At 60.0% G+C, this 21,362-nt stretch carries 21 protein-coding genes; 2 read left to right on the top strand and 19 right to left on the bottom strand.

Going from position 1 to position 21,362, the window contains the following annotated elements; genetic code table 11:
- Positions 1 to 17 precede the first annotated feature (17 nt).
- The 4 genes from CAQUA_RS05135 to CAQUA_RS05120 all read right to left on the bottom strand — a co-directional run bounded on the left by CAQUA_RS05135 (position 18) and on the right by CAQUA_RS05120 (position 3,604).
- Positions 18 to 1,232 carry a type II toxin-antitoxin system HipA family toxin gene (locus tag CAQUA_RS05135; protein WP_196824223.1) on the bottom strand — a complete coding sequence of 405 codons (1,215 nt, stop codon included), beginning with the start codon at positions 1,230 to 1,232 and terminating at the stop codon, positions 18 to 20.
- 8 nt (positions 1,233 to 1,240) lie between these two features.
- A complete protein-coding gene (locus tag CAQUA_RS05130; RefSeq protein ID WP_196824224.1) occupies positions 1,241 to 1,552 on the bottom strand; it encodes a helix-turn-helix domain-containing protein in 312 nt (103 codons plus the stop codon).
- Between the two features lie 86 nt (positions 1,553 to 1,638).
- Complete coding sequence (hisS, locus tag CAQUA_RS05125; RefSeq protein ID WP_196824225.1) at positions 1,639 to 2,916, bottom strand: histidine--tRNA ligase; 1,278 nt, start codon at positions 2,914 to 2,916, stop codon at positions 1,639 to 1,641.
- A 19-nt stretch (positions 2,917 to 2,935) separates the two neighbouring features.
- Positions 2,936 to 3,604, bottom strand: coding sequence for an MBL fold metallo-hydrolase (locus CAQUA_RS05120; RefSeq protein ID WP_196824226.1), 669 nt, complete (start codon positions 3,602 to 3,604; stop codon positions 2,936 to 2,938).
- Between the two features lie 127 nt (positions 3,605 to 3,731).
- Between CAQUA_RS05120 and CAQUA_RS05115 the strand changes: the two genes are divergently transcribed.
- Together CAQUA_RS05115 and CAQUA_RS05110 are read left to right on the top strand one after the other, a co-directional pair.
- A complete protein-coding gene (locus CAQUA_RS05115; protein WP_196824227.1) occupies positions 3,732 to 4,634 on the top strand; it encodes a peptidylprolyl isomerase in 903 nt (300 codons plus the stop codon).
- 159 nt (positions 4,635 to 4,793) lie between these two features.
- Positions 4,794 to 5,267 (top strand): hypothetical protein, encoded by a 474-nt coding sequence (locus CAQUA_RS05110; RefSeq protein ID WP_196824228.1) that lies wholly within the window; start codon positions 4,794 to 4,796, stop codon positions 5,265 to 5,267.
- Positions 5,268 to 5,521: 254 nt separating this feature from the next.
- Here CAQUA_RS05110 and CAQUA_RS05105 read toward each other — a convergent pair whose 3' ends face one another.
- The 15 genes from CAQUA_RS05105 to CAQUA_RS05035 form a co-directional block, all read right to left on the bottom strand.
- Positions 5,522 to 7,795: a RelA/SpoT family protein gene (locus tag CAQUA_RS05105; RefSeq protein ID WP_196824229.1), complete on the bottom strand. Its 2,274-nt coding sequence runs from the start codon at positions 7,793 to 7,795 to the stop codon at positions 5,522 to 5,524.
- A gap of 27 nt (positions 7,796 to 7,822) precedes the next feature.
- Positions 7,823 to 8,422 (bottom strand): adenine phosphoribosyltransferase, encoded by a 600-nt coding sequence (locus CAQUA_RS05100; protein WP_196824230.1) that lies wholly within the window; start codon positions 8,420 to 8,422, stop codon positions 7,823 to 7,825.
- Positions 8,423 to 8,455: 33 nt separating this feature from the next.
- On the bottom strand, positions 8,456 to 10,105 hold the full coding sequence (locus CAQUA_RS05095; RefSeq protein WP_196824231.1) for an ABC transporter substrate-binding protein: 1,650 nt from the start codon (positions 10,103 to 10,105) through the stop codon (positions 8,456 to 8,458).
- Between the two features lie 49 nt (positions 10,106 to 10,154).
- Complete coding sequence (gene secF, locus CAQUA_RS05090; RefSeq protein WP_196824232.1) at positions 10,155 to 11,354, bottom strand: protein translocase subunit SecF; 1,200 nt, start codon at positions 11,352 to 11,354, stop codon at positions 10,155 to 10,157.
- Complete coding sequence (secD, locus tag CAQUA_RS05085; RefSeq protein WP_196824233.1) at positions 11,354 to 13,300, bottom strand: protein translocase subunit SecD; 1,947 nt, start codon at positions 13,298 to 13,300, stop codon at positions 11,354 to 11,356. The genes secF and secD overlap by 1 nt, the downstream gene beginning before the upstream one ends.
- A gap of 264 nt (positions 13,301 to 13,564) precedes the next feature.
- On the bottom strand, positions 13,565 to 14,641 hold the full coding sequence (gene ruvB / locus CAQUA_RS05080; protein ID WP_196824234.1) for a Holliday junction branch migration DNA helicase RuvB: 1,077 nt from the start codon (positions 14,639 to 14,641) through the stop codon (positions 13,565 to 13,567).
- A 56-nt stretch (positions 14,642 to 14,697) separates the two neighbouring features.
- The gene (ruvA, locus tag CAQUA_RS05075; RefSeq protein ID WP_196824235.1) at positions 14,698 to 15,327 is read right to left on the bottom strand and encodes a Holliday junction branch migration protein RuvA; all 630 of its coding nucleotides are present in this window, start codon (positions 15,325 to 15,327) and stop codon (positions 14,698 to 14,700) included.
- Complete coding sequence (ruvC, locus tag CAQUA_RS05070; RefSeq protein ID WP_196825579.1) at positions 15,328 to 15,870, bottom strand: crossover junction endodeoxyribonuclease RuvC; 543 nt, start codon at positions 15,868 to 15,870, stop codon at positions 15,328 to 15,330.
- 119 nt (positions 15,871 to 15,989) lie between these two features.
- Positions 15,990 to 16,745, bottom strand: coding sequence for a YebC/PmpR family DNA-binding transcriptional regulator (locus CAQUA_RS05065; RefSeq protein WP_196824236.1), 756 nt, complete (start codon positions 16,743 to 16,745; stop codon positions 15,990 to 15,992).
- A 50-nt stretch (positions 16,746 to 16,795) separates the two neighbouring features.
- A complete protein-coding gene (locus tag CAQUA_RS05060) occupies positions 16,796 to 17,680 on the bottom strand; it encodes an acyl-CoA thioesterase (RefSeq protein WP_196824237.1) in 885 nt (294 codons plus the stop codon).
- 82 nt (positions 17,681 to 17,762) lie between these two features.
- Positions 17,763 to 18,071 carry a hypothetical protein gene (locus tag CAQUA_RS05055; protein WP_231375402.1) on the bottom strand — a complete coding sequence of 103 codons (309 nt, stop codon included), beginning with the start codon at positions 18,069 to 18,071 and terminating at the stop codon, positions 17,763 to 17,765.
- Complete coding sequence (locus tag CAQUA_RS05050; protein ID WP_196824238.1) at positions 18,068 to 19,201, bottom strand: glycosyltransferase family 4 protein; 1,134 nt, start codon at positions 19,199 to 19,201, stop codon at positions 18,068 to 18,070. The genes CAQUA_RS05055 and CAQUA_RS05050 overlap by 4 nt, the downstream gene beginning before the upstream one ends.
- A gap of 3 nt (positions 19,202 to 19,204) precedes the next feature.
- Positions 19,205 to 20,122 carry a phosphatidylinositol mannoside acyltransferase gene (locus tag CAQUA_RS05045; RefSeq protein ID WP_196824239.1) on the bottom strand — a complete coding sequence of 306 codons (918 nt, stop codon included), beginning with the start codon at positions 20,120 to 20,122 and terminating at the stop codon, positions 19,205 to 19,207.
- A 1-nt stretch (position 20,123) separates the two neighbouring features.
- Positions 20,124 to 20,759, bottom strand: coding sequence for a phosphatidylinositol phosphate synthase (gene pgsA, locus CAQUA_RS05040; protein ID WP_196824240.1), 636 nt, complete (start codon positions 20,757 to 20,759; stop codon positions 20,124 to 20,126).
- Entirely contained in the window at positions 20,752 to 21,348 is a 597-nt protein-coding gene (locus CAQUA_RS05035; RefSeq protein WP_196824241.1) for an ATP adenylyltransferase, read from the bottom strand. Before CAQUA_RS05035 ends, pgsA begins: the two co-directional genes overlap by 8 nt.
- Positions 21,349 to 21,362: the final 14 nt, after the last annotated feature.

Here is a 21,362-nt window from a genome sequence, read left to right as displayed (position 1 = left end):
CCAACCTTAGAACAGCTTCAAACCGCCTGAGCAAGACTCTCCCGCGCCTCGGCAAAGCGGTCTGACATTACCGACAAGCTGTACGAATCAGCCCCGTGCGCGGCAGCTCGCGCGGTGGCGTGCGATAACGCATCATCAAGCAGTTTTAACCATTCATGGTCTACATCAACGCCGAAGAGGTCCGCGACCTCGTCTCGGAGGAAATCTTCCAGCGAAAGTTCGCTGAGACCGTCAAGTGCTAACTCGTGCTCATCCCCAAACGATTGTGGGGTGGGGTTGACATCAAATGCTGGCGATAATGACCAAGAACCGTTTCGCCGCAGGAAGCCGTGGTTGCGTAGGTGATCATCTGTATTTCCAACCAAGACACCAAAAACGGCTCGACGCCACAGTGAGGAGCAATCGACACCATTGGTTCGGGCCCACTCCACAAAGTCAACCCAGTCACCACCGGCACCATCGTTCGATTCCAACGCCGTCATTGCAGACATATACGGAATGCGTACGCTGCGGCGCGTCCGATCAAAACGTCGAATAAAGAGGACCGTTCGATGCTCCCCGTCAACGTTGAAAGACATCGTTTCGTGCGGAGCAACAGAAATGTTTGCCTCCTCCATGAGGTCAAGCGTTGATGCTTCCCATGCCATGACGTTCCAGTCATCGCCGATTGGTTTCGGGAATTTTGCCAGCCACAGATCTCCGCCCCGGATGACGTTGGCTTTTGGCCGGGCACCGCCCAAGGACCCCGTCGCCTTGAACAAACGTCGTACATCCCGGGCAGGAATGTTCCGTTCGCCACGCTGAACCTGATCAGCAGTCCTAAGCACATCAACGAGCTCGTGCTCGCCGGGCACGCCTTCGCCGTCAGCAACGGCAACCCCGTCGACCCAGAACCGGGTTGCACCTTGCCGTCCGTTGTCATTCACACCGAGCAACAGCGAAATCTCGTCAAGATTTCTTCCTGCCGCGCGCATCAACACTTTTCGTCCCCAGGTATCGGGCGCGGAGTCACTGAAAGGATTCGCTGGAAAAATCGGTTGTGGTCCGGCAAATAGATGAAGCGACGGCGCTAGCGCAAAAGCATCTGGCCTCGCCAAATACGTAGCGTCATAGGCGAAAGACGCCGATGCACGTGTTCGATAGAGAAACCCTGCGAGCACATCCTCTCCACCGAGGACAGTCGTCACCGCAACCTTGCCAGCCTGCGCAACAGCTACACCATTCAATGTCATCGCTCCCCCTAGTCGTCCTCAAACTTGGGTACGCGAACGCGTTCCGGCAGCTTCTCCGCGGCGCGCAACCGTCCTACATCCGTTTCGTACGGGTCGGTCGCAGTGACTACGCGGTCGAGCATGCCCAAAACATTGAGCACAGCCAACGTGGCATCTAGTCCTGCCCCTTGTCCGTTTTCGAGCTTGCTCAGGGTGGTTACGGATATGCCCGATCTTTCTGCGACCATCTTGACCGTGAGCCCCAGCAGCTTCCGCTGGTTACGAATGTTCCCACCAATCGTCCGCATACCGCGGCGCACGGCGGTTGACGTGTACCTCACGCGCACAAGTTTAGAACAAGAAAACTGATAAGAAAAGGACTTAATTAACAGAATTCTGGATGTTAAAGAAAATAGGGTCGGAAACCTTAGTGGCTGTACTCACGGATCACACTGACGATGGAGGACATGTCCAGCGACACGGTCTCCTGGGTTTTCTCCTGCATGTTCTTAATCGTGATTTCACCGGCTTCAAGCTCACGGTCACCCAGCACTAGAGCGAAATCTGCCCCGGCACGATCCGCACCCTTCATCGCGCCCTTCAAGCCGCGGTCGCCGTAGGCCATGTCCGCGCTGATGTTTGCCACGCGCAGTTTGTTGATCAGCTCGGCCATTGCTGCACGCGCCTTGGCGCCAATAGCAACGCCGTAGGCTTCAACGCGCTTGTCTACTAGGGTTTCTACGCCTTCGGCTTCCAGCGCTAGAACCGTGCGGTCCACGCCCAGCCCGTAGCCAATTCCGGATAGGTCCTGCCCACCGATCTGCGCCATCAGGCCGTCGTAACGCCCCCCGCCGCCGATGCCCGACTGTGCGCCGAGCCCGTCGTGGACGAACTCAAACGTGGTCTTGGTGTAGTAGTCCAAGCCGCGCACCATGCGTGGGTTGATCACATACGGAACACCCATGTCGTCGAGGGTCCCAGTGACGGTCTCAAAGTGCTCGCGGCACTCCGGGCTGAGGTGGTCCAGCATCAGTGGCGCGTCCTCGGTCATCTCCTTGACCTCCGGGCGCTTGTCATCAAGCACGCGCAGCGGGTTGATCTCAGCGCGACGACGCGTTTCTTCATCAAGAGGCAGCTTGAACAGGAACTTTTGGAGTTTTTCGCGGTACGCCGGGCGGCACGTGGAATCACCGAGGCTGGTCAGCTCAAGCCGGAACTGCGACAGACCCACGGCGCGGTAGGAGCGGTCTGCAAGGGCAATGACCTCCGCATCCAGGAACGGGTCGTCAACACCGATGGCCTCAATGCCCACCTGCTGCAGCTGGCGGTAGCGGCCAGCCTGCGGGCGCTCGTAACGGAAGAAAGGGCCGTAGTAGTTGAGCTTGACCGGCAGCTGGCCGCGGTCCAAGTTGTGCTCGATGACCGCTCGCATCACGCCCGCGGTTCCCTCCGGTCGTAGGGTGACGGATCGGTCACCACGGTCAGCAAAGGTGTACATCTCCTTGCTCACCACGTCCGTGGACTCCCCCACGCCGCGCGCGAACAGCGTCGTATCCTCAAAAACCGGCAACTCAATGTGCTGGTAGCCGGCCAGGTGCGCTTGGCGCACAAACTCAGAGCGCACGTTGTGGAACACCGTGGACGCTGGCGGGATGTAGTCGGGGACGCCCTTCGGCGCTGACAGGGGCTTAAACTTTTCGCTCACGAGCCCCCAGTTTAGGCCGTCAGTGTGCGCTGGCCTGCTTGGCCTCGCGCAAGTACGGGTTGGTTGCGCGTTCACGTTCCATGGTGGTGGCGGGACCGTGACCGGAAAGAAGCGTCAACTCGTCGGCCAAGTCCCACACGGGGCCAGCCAAGCTGCGCTGCATCGCTTCAGGCGAGCACAGCGGCACGTCCGTGCGCCCCACAGACCCCGCAAAGATTACGTCTCCCGTAAACGCGACCAGTTCCGAGTTGGACTTGAAGATCACGCATCCCGGCGAGTGGCCCGGAGCATGGATCACGGTGAATGAAAGACCAGCCACCTCTAGGGTCTCACCATCGTTGACGTGTCGCAGGTCCCCCGGTTTTTTAAACGTATCCAACCCCATCATCGGAATCGCTGGCGCGAAGATCTGAGCGAACTCTTGCATTGGCTTGGAGGAGAAATCAAACATGACTTCATCATCCGGGTGGATGTACGTGGGTAATTCGAATTCAGCCGCATCGCGTACGTGGTCGATGTGCCCGTGGGTCAACACCACGGCCTCCAAGGTGACGCCTTCGCGCTCAACAATCTCCATGGTCGGCCCGTATGCACTCATGCCCGGGTCAATCACTAACGCGCGGTCTCCATTAATCACCACGTAGGTGTTGGCCTGGAACGGCCCTGCTGTAAAGCCTTCGATCTTCATGCCACCTAAGTGTAGGAGGAACCACAGGCGCGCAACACGGGAAAAGCCCAGCAACTGATAGGCTAACTTCCCGTCTAAACAACACCTAAGGCAACACCGCCACTATTACCAACGGAGGAATCACCCGGTGGAGAGCAATAAGAAACGGGGCGAGGACGCCCTGAAGCAGCTTGAGAAAGAGATCAACGCACGCGACCGCAAGGAAGCGTCCAAGCCGTGGACGGTCGCGCTTCTCGCCCTCGCAGTGATCGCACTCATCGGCGGCGGCATCTACTGGGCCGCCACCCGCGAGGGCAGTGAAGAAATCACCGCGGAGTCTGAGACCACCACGGAACCGACACAGGAAGAGAAGACAGACGCTGAGCCGCTCAAGCGTGAACGCGCCCAGGCTCTTCCGCCGACCGTTGAGTGCTCCTACCGTGAAGACGGCCAGGGCGAGTACTACAAGGGCCTGCCTGAGATGAAGAACGTCTCTACCCAAGGCACCGTGGACATCACTTTAGACACCACCGCCGGCCCGATCCCGCTCACCCTCGACCGCGCCGTTTCGCCATGTACGGTCAACGCCATCGAGTACCTCGCTGAGCAGAAGTACTACGACGACACCGTGTGCCACCGCTTGACGACGAGCGGCATTCACGTCCTCCAGTGTGGCGACCCGTCCGGTACTGGGGCTGGTGGCCCTGGCTTCCAATTCAACAACGAGTTCCCTACGGACGAAGTGGACAAGAACGACATTGAAGCCATGAATACCCCGCTCAACTACGAGCGCGGCACCATCGCTATGGCCAACGCTGGTGAGGACGAAAAGGGCAACGGTACCAATGGTTCCCAGTTCTTCTTGAACTACAGTGACTCCCCGCTGCCTCCGATGTACACCTACTTCGGCACCATCAACGAAGAGGGCCTCGCAACCCTCGATGAAATCTCGAAGAAGGGCATCAAGGAAGGCTCCGAATCTATGGGCCCCGGCGACGGCGCACCCAAGGATGAAGTCAAGATCAAGTCCGTCTCCGTCACCAAGATATAACAGTTTCTAGACCAAACATTCCACATTACGGCAGCTCACAGACAACGTTCAGAGAGAAATTTGTGAATTTTTCTTCTGTTGTAACGTTGCCAGTGCGACTACTGATATGTAGAGTGTTCCACGTCAAGACACTTGCTTAGACCTGAAAGGTTTATGATCATGAAGTTCCGTAAGGGCCTCATCGCAGCTGCAGCTGCAGTTGCTGTTTCCACCACTGGCATCGTTGCCGTTCCGGCGTTCGCAGAGAACAACACTTCGACCGTACCCACAACCAACTCTGCCGAGAACAAGTCTCCGGAGCAGATCGAGGCTGAGGCAAAGCTCCTTGAGCAGCAGAACAAGCAGAAAGAGCTTGAGCTGAAGGCTAAGGAAGAGGCTCGCAAGGAAGCCGAGGAGAAGCGCAAGCAGGAAGAGCGCGACGCCAAGAAAGAGCGTGAGGAAAGGGAAAAGCAGATCCGAGAGAACGGTACTACAAAGGAAAAGCTCGAGCTGTCCTCCCGTAAGGCCTTCTACACCAACGACCAGATCGACATCGCTAAGATCGGTGCTTGGATCGGTCTCTTCACCACCATCCTCGGTGCGCTTGGTACCCTGTTCAACTTCGCTCGCAACCAGCTCGGCATCAAGTTCTAATCCTATTGGATCTTACCGTTGAGGCTTAGTCTTCAATTAAGGTTCTAACGGAGCTTCAAACCGCTGTGGATTAATCCACAGCGGTTTTTCGTCGGTACACATGCTGTAGATCCGTTCGGAAATCAAGCGAAGCCACCTGCGGTTTTGCTCGCTAAAAACCAAACGGATCTACACGGGGATCGAAGGATGGCGGCGTCGGTCCCCTTGGAACGTCAATGTGGGGCTTGTGGCTCGGGATTGGTGGCTCGAGACGGTTACGCGGTGACGCGGTAGACGTCAAAGACGCCCTCGATGTTGCGGAGCTGGTTCATGAGGGAGCCGAGCTGCTTGGTGTCGGAGACTTGGACGGTGAAGCGGACGGTGGCGATGTGGTCGTCGGCGCAGACGTGGTTGAGCGCGAGGACGGGTAGGCGGAGGTCGTTGAGGACGCGGGTGAGTTCCGCCAATAGACCTTGCTTGTCCAAAGCTTCGAGCTGCATGGTGGCCAGCGAGGCGCCGGAGCCAGTGCCGCGCTCCCAGGCGACGTCGACGATTCTTGCGGATTCCTCGCGGAGTTTTCCTGCATTGGTGCAGTCGGAGCGGTGGACAGAAACTCCCCCGCCGCGGGTGATGAAGCCGAAGATCTCATCGCCGGGGACGGGCTGGCAGCACTTGGCCAGCTTGGCCATGACGTCGGGGGAACCCTCGACGAGGATGGACGGCCCGTCGGTACGCGACTTGGGCACCATCTGCGACATGGGGGTGCGGGCGGTCAGCGCATCAACGGCATCGTCCTCATCGCCAAACATTTCCACCACGAGGGACACGACATGCTTGGAAGAGACGTGGCCGGAGCCGATCGCGGTGTAGAGCCCATCAACGTCCTGATAGCCAAGGCGGGTGGAAACCTTTTGCAGGCTGTCCGCGGTGAAGAGGCGGTGCAGTGGTAGGCCGCCGCGCTGAACCTCTTCAGCGAGAGCGTCGCGGCCGGCTTCGAGGTGAACCTCGCGGCGTTCTTTGGCAAACCACTGGCGGATCTTCGCCTTGGCGCGTGGGGAAACAACAAAGTCCTGCCAGTCGCGGGACGGCCCGGCGTTCGGGTCCTTGGAGGTGAAGACCTCTACCCTGTCACCAGAATTGAGTTTGGTCTCAAGCGCGACGAGTTTGCCGTTGACTTTGGCACCGATGCAGCGGTGGCCGACTTCGGTGTGGACTGCGTAGGCAAAGTCCACCGGTGTGGAACCGGACGGAAGGTTCACCACGTCACCCTTGGGGGTGAACACGAAGAGCTGGGCGCTCGTGAGGTCGTAGCGCAAGGAATCGAGGAACTCGTTGGGATCCGCGGCTTCCTTCTGCCAGTCGAGTAGCTGGCGCATCCAGGTCATCTGATCAAGCTCAGCTTGATCGCCCTTGTGCGAGCCCTTGGTTTCTTTGTAACGCCAGTGCGCGGCAACACCGAATTCAGCGTTGTAGTGCATCTCATGGGTGCGAACCTGGATTTCCAGCGGGCGGCCGGAGTCATTCATCACCGTCGTGTGCAACGACTGGTACACGCCAAAGCGTGGGTTAGAGATGTAGTCCTTGAAGCGACCAGGCATCGCTGAGTACATGGAGTGAACCACGCCGATGGCCGTGTAACAATCATTGATGGTGTCCACTAGGATGCGAATGCCCACTAGGTCAAAGATCTCGTTGAAGTCCCGGCCGCGGACAACCATCTTTTGGTAGATCGACCAGTAGTGCTTCGGTCGGCCCATGACGTCCGCTTTGACACCGTTAGCTTTTAGTTCCGCCTGGATTTCCTTCGTAATGTCCTTCAGCGCACGGTCACGGGAGGGGGCGCGCTCAGCGACGAGGCGAACAATTTCTTCGTACTTCTTCGGGTACAGGATCGCAAAAGCAAGGTCTTCCAGTTCCCACTTGACGCTGGCCATTCCAAGACGGTGGGCCAAGGGCGCGATGACGTCGAGGGTCTCTCTGGCCTTCTTCGCCTGCTTCTCCGGGGGCAGGAAACGCATCGTGCGCATGTTGTGTAGGCGGTCGGCGACCTTGATGACTAGAACGCGAGGGTCGTTCGACATGGCGACGATCATCTTGCGGATGGTTTCTGCCTCAGCAGCGGTGCCGAGGGATACCTTGTCCAACTTCGTCACCCCGTCGACAAGTCGGGCGACCTCTGGACCGAAGTCCCGCGTGATGTCCTCGAGCGAGTATTCCGTGTCCTCCACCGTGTCGTGCAGAAGAGCCGCGGCGACGGTGGTGGTGTCCATACCGATCTCCGCGCAGATCGTGGCCACCGCCAACGGGTGAGTGATGTAGGGATCCCCCGACTTGCGCATTACGCCCTCGTGGAGGCGTTCCGCAGTTTCGTACGCGCGGGTAAGCAGCTCCACGCTTGCCTTGGGGTGGTACCTGCGGTGGATCGCAAGCAGCGGCTCCAAGACAGGATTAGTCTTGGTACGTCCGCCGGTTAGCGAACGAGCTAGGCGGGCGGAGACGCTACGCATGCTAGTGCCAGAACGTTTCTGGTTTTTCTCTGGCGTAGTCATCTCGGTTCTTTCTTCGGGGTGGTTGTCTTACTGCTCTTCGGAGCCCATGCTGACCACAACTAGCGGGGTGTCCCCAAGCCGTTCGCGACCGCCAAGGCCTTTGACCTCAAGCACAACGGCGTTTCCGACGACCGTACCACCGGCGCGCTCAATCAAGTCATGCGCCGCAACGAGTGTGCCACCAGTTGCCAAAACGTCATCCACGAGGACAATGCGCTTGCCCTCAACGTTCATGCCCTCAGCAGGAATTTCTAATGCAGCGGAGCCGTACTCCAGCTCGTATTCCTCGCTGATGACGGGTGGCGGCAGCTTGCCTTTCTTGCGGATTGCAAGGATTCCAACGCCAAGGTCATAGGCCACAGCGGAGCCAAGAAGGAAGCCGCGGGCGTCCAAGCCACCAATCATTTCCGCGCCCATGGAACGGCAAGCCTGCGAAAGCTCACGGATGACCGCGTTCAGCGCATCGCCGTCGGCAAGCACTGGCGTCAAGTCTTCGAACAGGACGCCTTCTTCAGGGAAGTCCTGGACATAGCGCATCTTCGCGTCCAGAGCCTGACGGGCGGTGAGGTATTTTGGCTGCGGTGCCTCGTTGCTGTCGCTGTCTTGGGGCGTCTCGTTCACGGTCATTTCCCGTCCTTACGGTCGTGTGGGGCTGGCGCGTTAGTCTTTAGTTTTCTTAGGTTTCTGCGCGCTTGACGGCGCAGCAGCGGCGAAGCGCCAGCGATCCATGTTCCATCCGATGCCGACGGGTCCAGTGTAAGGGACTACCTGCTCCATCGACTTGTCAATCACGAAAGTGCGCGGCTGAGCGCTAAGCGGAATTGACGGGAGCTCGTCCCACAGCCGCCTTTCCTCACCGCGGAGGGCACGAAGTTCACCGGAGCGTGAATCCGAGCTGTCATATTCCCGCATGGGTGCCACGGCGCCGAGGTAAGCATCAATGCTTCCCGTTCCCGGGGTCACGGTGCCCATCACCTCATCCAAAACATCGGGTGAAACTAGGTCGCCGCGGGTCTTGCCCTTGCCGGTAACGTCCTTGATGCTGATCCCGGCCGGTTCACACGAGACACGCATGGCCTCAACCATGGCGGCATATCGCGGATCAGCAACCGAGTACCCAACGCGCAGTTCCGTTCCTGCGGCGGCCCGAGCGCCCTCAATATCGACATTGAGGTGTGGGTTTGCAATGTCGCCCAGACGACGTGCCAACGGGTCATTGTGCGGGAGGACTCGTACGGGAGTTACGGGAACTTCGACACCGGCGACCTTGGAGGACGCGGCGGCGACGGCCTTTGGATCAATGCACTTGGAGACCGCGGCTCGCATTTCCTTGTCAGCCCATGCACCGCCGTCAGCGAAAACGAGGGTATCGGTCATCTCCCCCACGACGGTTTCCACCTTGTACGGATTACCTTCCGCATTCGGATCAAACCACGCTGGTTTGGGATCTGAGATGTCGCCGACCTTGAGCGCGCCCTTGCTGACAAGGTCAGCGGTATCGGCGGAACCTGGCCAGACGACGATTGTGTCGATCTGCGGTGCCTGGCCGTAGTAGGCGTCATTGGCCACCAGAGTGACCTCACCATCCTTGCCCACCGCCTGGATCTTGTATGGGCCAAACGAGACTTGAAGGGCTGGATCGAACTTGTCCAAGGCGTAGCCGAATCGCCACACGTCCGCGGCGCGCGCCATTACTTCGTAGTCGCTCGCCTGCAACGCACCCGTCAGCGCGGCGGTCTCAAGCCCAATCTTCTTTGCAATCGCGTGGGCGGGCAGCACGGTGCCAGCGCCGAAGAGTTCACGCCAGCGGCCGCCGGCTTTCTCCACGTACTTGATGGTGAATTTCTTTGAGCCCGGGGTGCATTCTATGGACTCAACCGCATCGAATTGCGGCATGTGGGACGAGAAGATCGCGGGGTTCTTCCCCGCGGTGAACGCAAGCTGGTAGTCATCACACGTCACCGGAACGCCGTCGGAGAACTTCGCTTGCTCGGTGAGCGTGTACTCCACCTTGCGGTTCGCACCAGGCAGCACTTGGGTGGTCACCAGATCCGTGTTCGGGATCATCTGCCCCGATGGCCCCGGCACAAACGGGCCGGGGAATACGCGGCCGGACAGGCGCTGCATCTTGAGTGAATCACCCAGATTGGTTGCCGCGTTCGAGGTGACCAACGGCACGGGCAGTTGGTAACCGAAGTAATCGGTCGACGGATTTTCATCCGCGCCGTCACCATTCCCCGAGCACGCCACGGTGCCCAGGGACAGAGCTACCGCGGTAAGTGCGGCCGCCGCGGCCTTCAATGGCTTCATCGTGATCACCCTACGCGCCGTTGGTCTTTGGTTGTGAACTTCACGTCAGCTACCGCTGGTTGGGCCTCCACGTCGATGTGGTGGGCGTGCGCTCCCGGCCACTGTCCATTCCTGGTGAGGCCACGGAAGCAACCACGCGCTTGCCCTCGGCAGTGCGCTCGTGATCGTCGTCAGCCTTGCCCTCGCGGAAGCGTGCGACGGCCGCGTTGTGCTCCTTGTACTTCTTCTGACGGTTGGTCAGGCTCACCAGAAGCGGAGTAGCCAGGAACAGGGAGGAGAAAATGCCCTCGACCACACCAATGAGCTGAATCAAGGCAAGGTCCTGCAGGGTACCCACGCCGAGCAGCCACACGGCAACGATGAGCAGTGCGACGATTGGCAGTGCCGAAATCACCGACGTAGAAATCGAACGCATGACGGTTTGGTTCACCGCCAAGTTGGCTTGCTCCGCATAGGTAGATCTACGCGAATCCAAAATGCCCTCGGTGTTCTCTTTCACCTTGTCAAACACGATGACCGTGTCGTAGATGGAAAACGTCAGCACCGTGAGCAGACCGATGATCATGGCCGGGGAAATCTCCAGGCCCAGAAGTGAGTAGATGCCGATGATCAACACGCCGTCGATAAGCAGCGCGAGCATCGCGGCGATAGCCATGTTGCGCTGCAGGCGAAGAGCAACATACGCGGAAGCGACAAGAAGGAAGATCACCATCGACAAGATCATGCGGTTGGTAATCGTGGAACCCCACGATTCAGACACCGTGGAGTCACCGATCGCGTCCGGCGATGGCTTGCCTTCACCGTCAAGCGGCTTGTACTTGTCAAAAATCGCCTGGCGGGCGTCGTTGATCTGCTGGTCGGAGAGGAACTCGGAGTTGATCTCCAGCGTGCGCGAGTCGCCCGCGCCGACGATCTGAGTCAGCTCCGGGGTCACGCCGGTGGCCTCAATGAAGGTCTCCTCCACCTGCTCAACCACGAGATCACCCGCGGGCATGGCCATCTTGGTGCCGCCCTCAAAGTCGATGCTCAAGTTGAAGCCGCGCACCAGCATGGACACGACGCACACCGCGATGAGCGCGAGCGTAATCATGTACCAGGTCTTGGAGCGGCCAATGAAGTCAATTGCACCGTTGCCGGTGTACAGCGCTTCCAAACCAGTCGCGTGGTGCTCGTTCTCCCGGTTGGACTTGGTTGCTGCCGCGGTGCCCTTCGACGGTTCCGCGGAGCCTGATGCGATTGCGGTGCTCATTATTTGTCCTCCTGCGGGTCCGTAACGGAAAGCTTGGTGGTAGAAATGCGCGGCTCGGCGGTCTCAACGTCTGTTGCCTGTTCCGCGTCGTCCTGAGCGGGGTTGACCTCAGCCGGGTTGATCTCAATCTCATCCTCGTCCACATCAGCGTACTTCGCGGATTCGAATGCCCTGCCCATTCCGTTGACGGCTGGGCGCGACCAGAACGGGCTACGCGAGGCAAGGATCATCAGCGGTGCGGTGACCAGGAAGGTGACCACAAGGTCGAAGACGGTTGTCAGACCCATGGTGAACGCGAAACCCTTGACCTCACCGACGGCGAGGACGTAGATCACTACGGCGCCCAACAGCGTGACGATGTTACCGGTAACGATGGTTTCCTTAGCGCGGTCCCAACCATTCCTCGTCGCGGAACGGAAGGTTCTGCCACGGCGGACCTCATCCTTAACGCGTTCGTAGAGAACCACGAAGGAGTCGGCGGTGGTACCAATACCGATGATCAAACCGGCGACACCGGACAGGTCCAGCGTGTAGCCGATCCAGCGGCCCAGCAGAACCAGCGAACCGTAAACAAGTGCACCCGCGGCAAACAGCGTGAACAAAGAGATCAAGCCGAACAGGCGGTAGTAGGCGAACACGAAGATCGCGACGAGGATCAGACCGACGATGCCGGCGATGATGCCCGCCTTCAGCGAGGCGATACCCAGTGACGGCGGAACCGTCTGCGCGGTACCACCAGGTTCACCGTTTTCACCCGCAAATGACAGCGGAAGCGCACCGTACTTGAGGTTATTCGCCAGTGCTTCTGCCTCAGTCTGGGTGAACTGGCCGGTAATCGACGTTGCGGAACCCACCGGGGTTGGGCTTTGGATCACCGGTGCGGAAATCACCTGGGAGTCAAGCGTGATGGCGATTTGCTTCTGCAGCATCGCTGCGGTGAGAGCGGCCCATGTGGAAGAGCCGTTGAATTCACCTTCCTGGCTGAACGCGAAGTTGATCTCCATCTGGTTGGTCTGTGGGTTCAGACCACCGGTGATCGGGCGGTTGGTGTCAATCGTGTTACCGGTCAAGCGCGGACCCTCCGGGTCCGTGACGCCTTCCAGCAGCGGAACTTGATCCAGCACGATCGGGCGGCCGGTACCCACGTCACAGGTCACCAGCGGGCGCTTCGGGTCATCCGTACCCGCGAGCGGGTCAGCAGCCACAGCGCCCTCTTCCGTCGCCGTCTGGCACTGCAGAAGACTCATCGCAGCAAACTGCTTCAGCGGGTCGTCCGACTGACGGTCCTCACGCAGCATCGCGGTGATCTCCTGGCGGCGCTTGGATGCCTCCAGCGTGTTGTCCGCTTCCGGCAACGGCTCCTTATCAATCGCCGGCGCCTCAACCTTCTGGGCCGGGTCTTGAGCAGCCTCATTCATCGCGGTGATCAGCTGGGTGATGATTGCTTCCGCCATCGGCTTTTCAATCACACCGGACTCCACCCAACGGTTAGCCATGTCACCCAGGGTGGAGACAAACTCCCCGATCTGCTCGTTCTGCGGCATGTTGGGGTCAATCACCGGGCGGAACATCAGCTGGGAGGTCTGCCCAATCGTGCGGACCTGGCTGGTGTCCTCACCGGCAACCGTAATCACCAGCGTGTTGCCGTCCACCACGACGGATGCGCCGGAAACACCCATACCGTTCACGCGGTTCTCCAGGATCGTGCGCGCCTGGGCCAGCTGGTCTTTCGTCGGCTCCTTGCCCTGCGGCACCAGGGTCACGCGTGTACCACCCTGCAGGTCAATACCCAGCTTCGGCGATGCTTTGTGGTCACCCGTTAAAAACACGAGCGAGTAAACCACGGCGACTAGGAGCAGGAACAGCGCGAGGGCGCGCTTTGGCCATACGCGATTCGCGTGCGAGCGTGCCGCCGCCTGCGTCCGCTTCGGCTTGGCGCTCTTCATCCGCCGAGCCTTTGAAGATGACTCAGAAGAGCTTGACTTCTTGGAAGACACTGATGGGTTCTCCTCATACGTATTGCCCGCTTGTTCACCGCGAACGGCGCGTGCGGCGGGCAGAGAAAATCGTCCAGTCCAAGATCGTACGTCATGGGCACCGGGAAATTTAAGCCCGACCCTTCTTAACGCGTCCTAGATCTCACGGCACGCGAAAGTTGTGGAGCCATTTTAAAGTCACTGCGATGCGCAACACCCACTTCACGGGACTTCCTAGAGCAAGTTCAATTGCCCCGGCGCTTCCGGTGGCGGGGTGATTCCAAGGTGCTGCCACGCAGCGGCTGTTGCCACGCGGCCGCGACCCGTGCGCGCCATGAGACCAGCGCGGACCAAGTAGGGCTCGCATACTTCCTCCACGGTGGAGGGTTCCTCCCCCACCGCAATGGCCAGGGTGTTCACACCCACAGGCCCGCCGGAGTGGCTTCGAATCAAGGAGTCAAGCACCGCGCGGTCCAGTCGGTCCAGCCCCAGCTCATCCACGTCAAAGACGTCAAGCGCCTCACGTGCCGCGGTCAACGTTACTCGCCCATCGCCATTCACGTCAGCCCAGTCACGCACGCGACGCAGCAGTCGGTTGGCAATACGCGGCGTGCCCCGGGAGCGTGACGCGATCTCCACCGCGGCATCGGGGTCAATGTCCACGTCCAGGATTGACGCCGCACGCGTTACCACCTTGGTCAGATCCGCGACATCATAAAATTCCATTTGCGCGGTAAACCCAAAACGGTCACGCAGCGGACCAGTCAGCATTCCCGCGCGCGTGGTGGCGCCCACAAGGGTAAAAGGCGGGATCTCCAGCGGGATCGACGTCGCACCGGGCCCCTTGCCCACGATCACATCAATCCGGAAGTCTTCCATCGCCATATAGAGCATTTCTTCCGCCGGCCGCGCAATACGGTGAATCTCATCAATGAAGAGCACGTCACCCTCCATGAGGTTCGATAGCATCGCAGCCAAGTCCCCCGCGCGCTCCAGCGCAGGGCCCGACGTCATGCGCAAAGAAGTGCCAAGTTCTTGGGCAATGATCATCGCCATCGTGGTCTTACCCAACCCCGGGGGACCAGACAGCAGAATGTGGTCAGGCGTTACCCCACGCCGCTTCGCACCGGTTAAGACCAAGCTCAGCTGCTCACGCACCTTCGGCTGACCGATGAATTCTTCGATCGATTTCGGGCGCAGAGTCTTTTCCACATCGCGCTCTTCCACCTGCTCATTGGCATCAATCGGTGAATCAATCTGGCGCGCAAGATCCGCGGGGAGCTCAAACTCGGTCTTCTCTACGTCCGACATGCGTGTGCCTTATCCTTATGCTTTGGTCTCTTCTTCTTTGTTCGCTGATCTCTGCCCTATTTCTTGCCCAGGTGGTTCAGCGCCAGCCGCAGCAATGCCGAAGAGTCCGCACCCTCATTGTCCGCGGCAATCTTATCGACGGCCGCCCGCGCGCTGCGCTCGGGGAATCCCAGGCCGACTAGGGCTTCCACCACTTGCTCCGTGGCAAAAGACGCCCCGCTTGCCGACGCGGGAGCACCGGCACCCGGGGATGCAGCCGTACCGGTCCCGGCCTCAGCCGGGTACATGCCCTCCATTTTGTCTTTCAGCTCAAGCGCGATGCGTTCAGCCATTTTCTTGCCCACGCCCGGAATGGACTGGATAGTCTTCGCGTCCCCCGCAACGATATGGGTGGCCAGCTCCGCCGGGGAGAACACCGCCAAGGCAGCCAGCGCCAACTTCGGTCCCAAACCGGACACCGTCTGCAGCCGGTGGAACATGCCGCGTGCATCATCATCAGCGAAACCGTAGAGCGTCACCCCATCGTCTTTCACGACCATCGAGGTGAACACGCGCGTGGTCTCCCCACGCGTCAATGTTGCCAGCGTCGGCGGCGTGGCCAAGAAACGGTAACCCACACCAGCGCATTCGATGACCGCGTGATCAAGGCCGATGGACAGTACCTCACCGTGTACAGAGTCAATCATTTACGCGCCCTTTCGTTGCTGTGGTTGTTCCTGGCTGGCTACGCCTAACTTGTGCTGTTCATTCTTTCCTATCGCGATCATCGGTGCGCGCCAGCAGTGGCACACCGCAATCGCCAACGCATCCGCCGCATCGGCGGGTTTAGGCGGCGCCCCAAGACCCAGAATGCGCGTGATCATCACCGTCATCTGCTTCTTATCCGCACGCCCGTTACCGGAAACGGCCTTCTTCACTTCTGACGGCGTGTACATGTAGACCGGAATGTTGCGCTCCGCGGCAGCCAGCACCATGACTCCCACCGCATGCGCAGTGTGCATCACCGTCGACACATTGCCGCGCTCAAAGAGCCGTTCCATCGCCACCACGTCCGGCTGGTAGTCATCCATCCATTCATGGACCGCGGCCGAGAGCCGCAGGAGTCGCTCAGATAGCTCCGCATCCGACGGCGTGCGGACCACACCCGCCGCCATCGGAATCACTTGGCGGCCTTTTCCTGCCTGCACCACTGACAGGCCACAGCGCGTCAATCCGGGGTCAATCCCCATCACGCGAAGTCCTTGTAGGCTAACCACACATTTGTTCTACCACACGGATGCGACAACGCCGCTCCCCCTCGCGGGAAGCGGCGTTAGAAAGTGCAGGGTCGAACGTGAAAACGTGCTGCTTAATCGTCAGCGAGTTCCGCAGCGACCTCGTCAGATAGGGTCATGTTAGTAAACACGTTCTGAACATCGTCGGAGTCTTCCAGCGCGTCGATCAGCTTGAACAACTTGCGTGCGCTATCCGCATCCAGGTCGACCTCGACGGAGGCGCGGAAGTCCGTATCGGTTTCCTCGACCTCAATGCCGGCTTCAGCCAGCGCGTCACGCACGGCGTGAAGATCGGACGCAGCGGAGAGAACCTCGAACTGCTCGCCCGTATCCACGACTTCCTCTGCACCAGCGTCAAGGACGGCCATCAACACGTCGTCCTCTTCCAGCTCGCCCTTGGCCAGAGTGTTCACACCCTTGCGCGTAAACATGTACGCAACAGAACCGGACTCACCAAGGTTGCCACCGTTTTTAGTCATCGCGGTGCGCACGTCCGTCGCAGCACGGTTGCGGTTATCGGTCAAGCACTCAATGAGCATGGCCACGCCGTTCGGGCCGTAGCCCTCGTACATCACGGTCTGCCAGTCAGCACCGCCAGCTTCTTCGCCCGAACCACGCTTGCGAGCGCGCTCAATGTTGTCGCCCGGAACAGAAGCCTTCTTGGCCTTCTTGATCATGTCATCGAGCGTCGGGTTACCCGCCGGATCACCACCGCCGGTACGCGCCGCGACCTCGATGTCCTTAATCATTTTCGCCCACAACTTGGAACGCTTTGCGTCGTTTGCGGCCTTCTTGTGCTTCGTTGTTGCCCACTTTGAGTGGCCAGCCATAGCGTCTCCTTTACCTCTTTTATCCGGCCCTTAACTATACGCGGGCTGTTTTATCTCTCGAATTCGGTTTTGACCGGGATGGATTGCTTGCCTGCCGCGAGCGATCGGGTGAGACCTTCCTGGGTAGTCATGGCAACCAGGTTCCCGGCGCGGTCGAAGATGCGGCCGGTCGCCATTGCGCGCGCTCCGTGAGCGGACGGCGACACCTGGTCGTAGAGCAGCCAATCATCAGCGCGGAAGTCGCGGAAGAACCACATCGCGTGGTCCAGCGACGCCATCTGTACCTGCTCATCGCGGTGGGGCACCATCGCGGAGTGCAGCAGCGTCAGGTCCGACATGTAAGCAAGGGTGCAGATGTGGAAGGTCTGGTCGTCCGGCAGCTGACGCTTGGAGCGGAACCACACCACCTGCTGGGAGGGGGTGTAGGGGTTGTGCTCGAACTTGTCGTCCGGCACAACGAGTACGTCCCAGTCCTGTGACCACAGGGAGAAGAAGCGAAGTTCACCACCGGTTTTCTCCAGCGGCAGAGCCTCCTCTGGGGGCACTACTTCACGCATACGGTCGGAGTGCTCAATGCCTTGATCGTCGGTGATGTGGAAGCTCGCGGACATGGTGAAGATGATTTCGCCATCCTGGATTGCGTGCACCACGCGGGTCGCGAAGCTGCGCCCATCGCGCACGCGCTCCACCAGAAAGACCGTGTCGCGGCTGGATTGACCAGGTCGCACGAAGTACCCGTGCAGCGAGTGGACGATCTTGTCGTCTTCGACCGTCTTCGTAGCCGCCGATAGGCATTGGGCAGCTACCTGACCACCGTAGGTGCGGGGCAGCGGTGAATCCGCACCCGAGCCGCGGAAGATGTCTTTGTCTATTTGCTCGAGGTTGATGATCTCTTCGATGCTGGGCGTCGCGATGTTGAAATCCGAGAGGTTCATGAGCCAGAATCCTACTCCCTGCAGCAAGTAAGTTTTGTCTACGCTGTGCCCGTTCGTGGAATCGCTTCGTTTCCACTAACGCTCAGCGCGCGTCGGGCTTGCCAGCAAAATGCGGAAGTGGCGCCGTACCCTCCAAACGCAGCACCCGCACCACGGGGTTTAGCCGGAGCGCTCGCGTTTCCATCACCGCCTGGTTGTAGAAGCGCCGGGAGAGTTCCGCGCGGTAAAGTTCCTCTGAGCTCGCCGGCGCTGCGCCCAGCTCCTCGAACCTCGCGCGCGTGCTGTCAACGCGCCTGTGCAAGCGGTCCAATCGCCGCGCCGTCACCACCGCCCACAACACGCCCGCGCAGCTTATGCCCACGGCCCATCGCATCGCCACCGTGCGCTTCATCGCTTCTCCCCCGCTACAACCTCGTACACGTCGAGCACTTGCTTGACGACGACGCCCCAGTCGTATTCTTGGGCCCTTGCCTGTCCGGCGGCAGCAAGCGATGCCCGGATCGACTCATTGCCCAGGAGTTCTTCGATTGCATCCGCCAACCGTTGCGCATCACCGACCGGAAAGACCCGCGCGGCCGGGTGCTCGCGTGATGTTGCACCGACTGTGCGAAAAGCTTCAATGTCACTCGCGATCACTGCGCATCCAGCGGCCATCGCTTCGATCAGAACAATCCCGAAGGACTCACCACCCGTATTCGGCGCAACGTAAATATCTGCTCTGCGGAAAAGCTCAGCCTTTTCCTCATCACTGATCCGGCCTACGAACTCAACGCCCTGCAACGCCGGTGAATCGGCATGTGGCACCGCGAGTCCCCCACCGGCAACAGTGACGCGTAGGTCCTTCCCCGGTTCAATCCCCCGTTCGCGCAAAACACCCAAGGCACGAGCAAAGACCTCGAACCCTTTGCGTGGCTCATCGAGCCGCCCGAGGAACACAATTTCCGGCACGTGCTTTTCATGCGCCGGGCTCGGCTCAGCGTGCCCGGACGCATAGAACCCCACGTCCACACCGTTAGGGATGAGAACCGGGTCGCCGCCAAGTTGTTCTACCTGCCAGCGTCGCGCGGTCTCACTAACGCAAATACCGGCATAGATCTTTTCCAACGCCAACCGCAGAAACGGCCGCGCGATCTTCAACAGGCGCGATGCCTCCGCGGACGTGTGGTAGGTGGCTACCACCGGTACGGACGCCGTAATCAGCGCCGCAAGCGAGTAGCTCGGCGAGTTCGGCTCATGAATGTGCACAATGTCGAAGTCACCCTCGCTTAAGAACTTCTTCACTGTCTTCAACGTGCGCGGGCCAAATGCAATACGCGCCACTGAACCGTTGTACGGCACCGCCACGGATCCCCCGCCCAGGGTTACAAAGTCCGGGACCGAATCCTTCGTGCTTGCCGTCCCCGGCCCAATGACCCGCGCGTCATGTCCGCACTCCCGCAGCGCCTGCGCCAGATCTATGCAGTGCGCTTGCACCCCACCCGGGTAGTCGAAAGAATACGGACACACAATCGCGATACGCACGGGTTAGTGCCCATTCTCTTCGTTGGGTGACCGCTTTCGGCGGTCACTCAACCATATGGGCTGCAGCGCATGCCAGTCTTCGGGGTGGGCAGCGATGTTTTCGGCGAAGAGATCGGCGACGCGTTGGGTGGTTTCTTCGACGGTGGTGACTTCTACTTCTGGTGTTGCTAAAAGTCCCCAGCGAGGGTTGTCGGCTGTTCCTTCGAACCAGGCGTGGGCGACGTGTAGCCCGGCGCCGGTGTCGATGGCGAGTTTCGCTGGGCCTGCTGGCAGGGTCGCTTCTTCGCCGAAGAAGTTCACTGGTACCCCACGGGGTGTGAGGTCGCGTTCCCCCATCAGGCAGACGATTCCGTTGCCCTCAAGCACTTCCTTGAGGCGCTCGTAGGGCGGTGTGTCGCTTCCGGATGCGGCAAGAACTTCGAAACCCATGGATTCGCGGTAGTCCACGAACGCGTCGAAGAGCACCTCGGGTTTGAGGCGCTCGGCGACGGTGGCGAACTGGTCATAGCGGTTCACTAGCCACATGCCCGCCATGTCCCAGTTACCGGAGTGCGGCAGCGTGAGGATCAGCCCTTTTCCGCGCGCCAACGTGGCCTCGATTTCAGGGCGTCCGTGATTAATGCTTTCATCCAGAATGCGCATGAGCGCTGGCTTCCCAGCGATAGACGGCAAGCGAAATGCCTCTTGCCAGTAGCGAGCATAGGAGCGCATGGAGGCACGCACGAGCTCATCGGTGACGTTGTCTTCCCCGACAACGCGGGCGAGGTTCCGCCGAAGGTAATAGGTCCCTTTTTCTTTACGCGCGGCCCAGTCGGCCCCGGCGTTGAATAAGCGCGTCGCCACACCGTTAGGCATCCACCGAACGATGCGCCACCCGGCTAGGTACCCGGCTGCTGAAAGTGATTCCGTGAACGCAGCCACGTTAGGCTCCTGCGGGCGGGGCGATGGTTGCGCTTGCGCCTTCGCTTCGCGACGCCTTGACGAGGCGTTGCACAACGGTGAACAAGGATCCGGCGGCGAGCAGCCATAGCGCTACTTCGATGGCGTGTGGCACGCCAAGGCCTTCCAGTCCGAGGCCGAACAGTGCGATGATGAGGCGTTCTGCGCGCTCAACAAGACCGCCGTTGATTTCTAGTCCACCGGCTTCCCCGCGGGCCTTGACGTAGCTAATCACCTGCGACAGGACTAGAACAATCAGGCCCGCAACCACTGTTACCGGCGGTGCTTGATCGACGTACACCAACCAGAACACGATCGCGCCGAACAGGGCACCATCGGTGATTCTGTCGCAGCTGGCGTCGAGCGTTGCCCCGAAGGCCGTGCCCCCACCACGGAGACGAGCCATTGTTCCATCGACGAGGTCGAAGGCGGCAAACAGCGCGCTGAGGATCGCCGCGGTGAGAAGATGATCGGAGGGAATGAGTGTGACCGCGATGCCGATGGTGGCCAAGGTCCCGAGCACGGTGACCGTGTTGGGTGTAAACCCTACATGCAGGAATGCCTTGGCGATCGGCTCGACGATGACCGCTGCGGGTTTTCGTGCGCGCATGCTAAGCATCGGAACCACCCCCGTCGTTCTCGGGTTTATCGTACGAGTCCTCGAAGAGGATCTCGCTCCACGCGTCGGCAAGTAATGCCCTGGTGTCTTGTAGGAGTTGGGGTAGGACTTTTGTGCCGCCGATGACGGTCATGAAGTTGGAGTCGCCGGCCCAGCGTGGGACGACGTGGAGGTGGAGGTGATCGCCGACTGAGCCGCCGGAGGCTTTGCCCAGGTTGAGGCCAACGTTGATGGCTTCGGGGCGGGATACTTTCTTCAAGGTACGGACGGCGAGTTTGGCAAAAGCCATGAGTTCGGCGGTCTCTTCGTCGTTAAGCTGCTCAAGCTCAGCGACCTTGCGGTAGGGCACGACCATGAGGTGGCCGGAGTTGTAGGGGTAGAGGTTGAGCAGCGCGTAGACGGTTTCCCCGCGGGCGATGATGAGGCCGTCCTCGTCGCTCATTTGGGGCGCGGCGATGAAGGGGTCCTCACGCTTTTCGCGCTGCCCGGGGATCTTGGTGATGTAGGCCGAGCGGTAGGGCGCCCACAGTCGCTCGAGGCGATCAGGGGTGCCTACGCCTTGGTCTACGAATTGGTCGCCGTTACCCACGCGACAACCTCCCT

It is taken from the genome of Corynebacterium aquatimens (genome assembly GCF_030408395.1).
GTDB lineage: Bacteria > Actinomycetota > Actinomycetes > Mycobacteriales > Mycobacteriaceae > Corynebacterium > Corynebacterium aquatimens.
The sequence above is the reverse complement of the archived record's forward strand: the minus strand, read 5'-3'. Positions and strand labels throughout refer to the sequence as shown.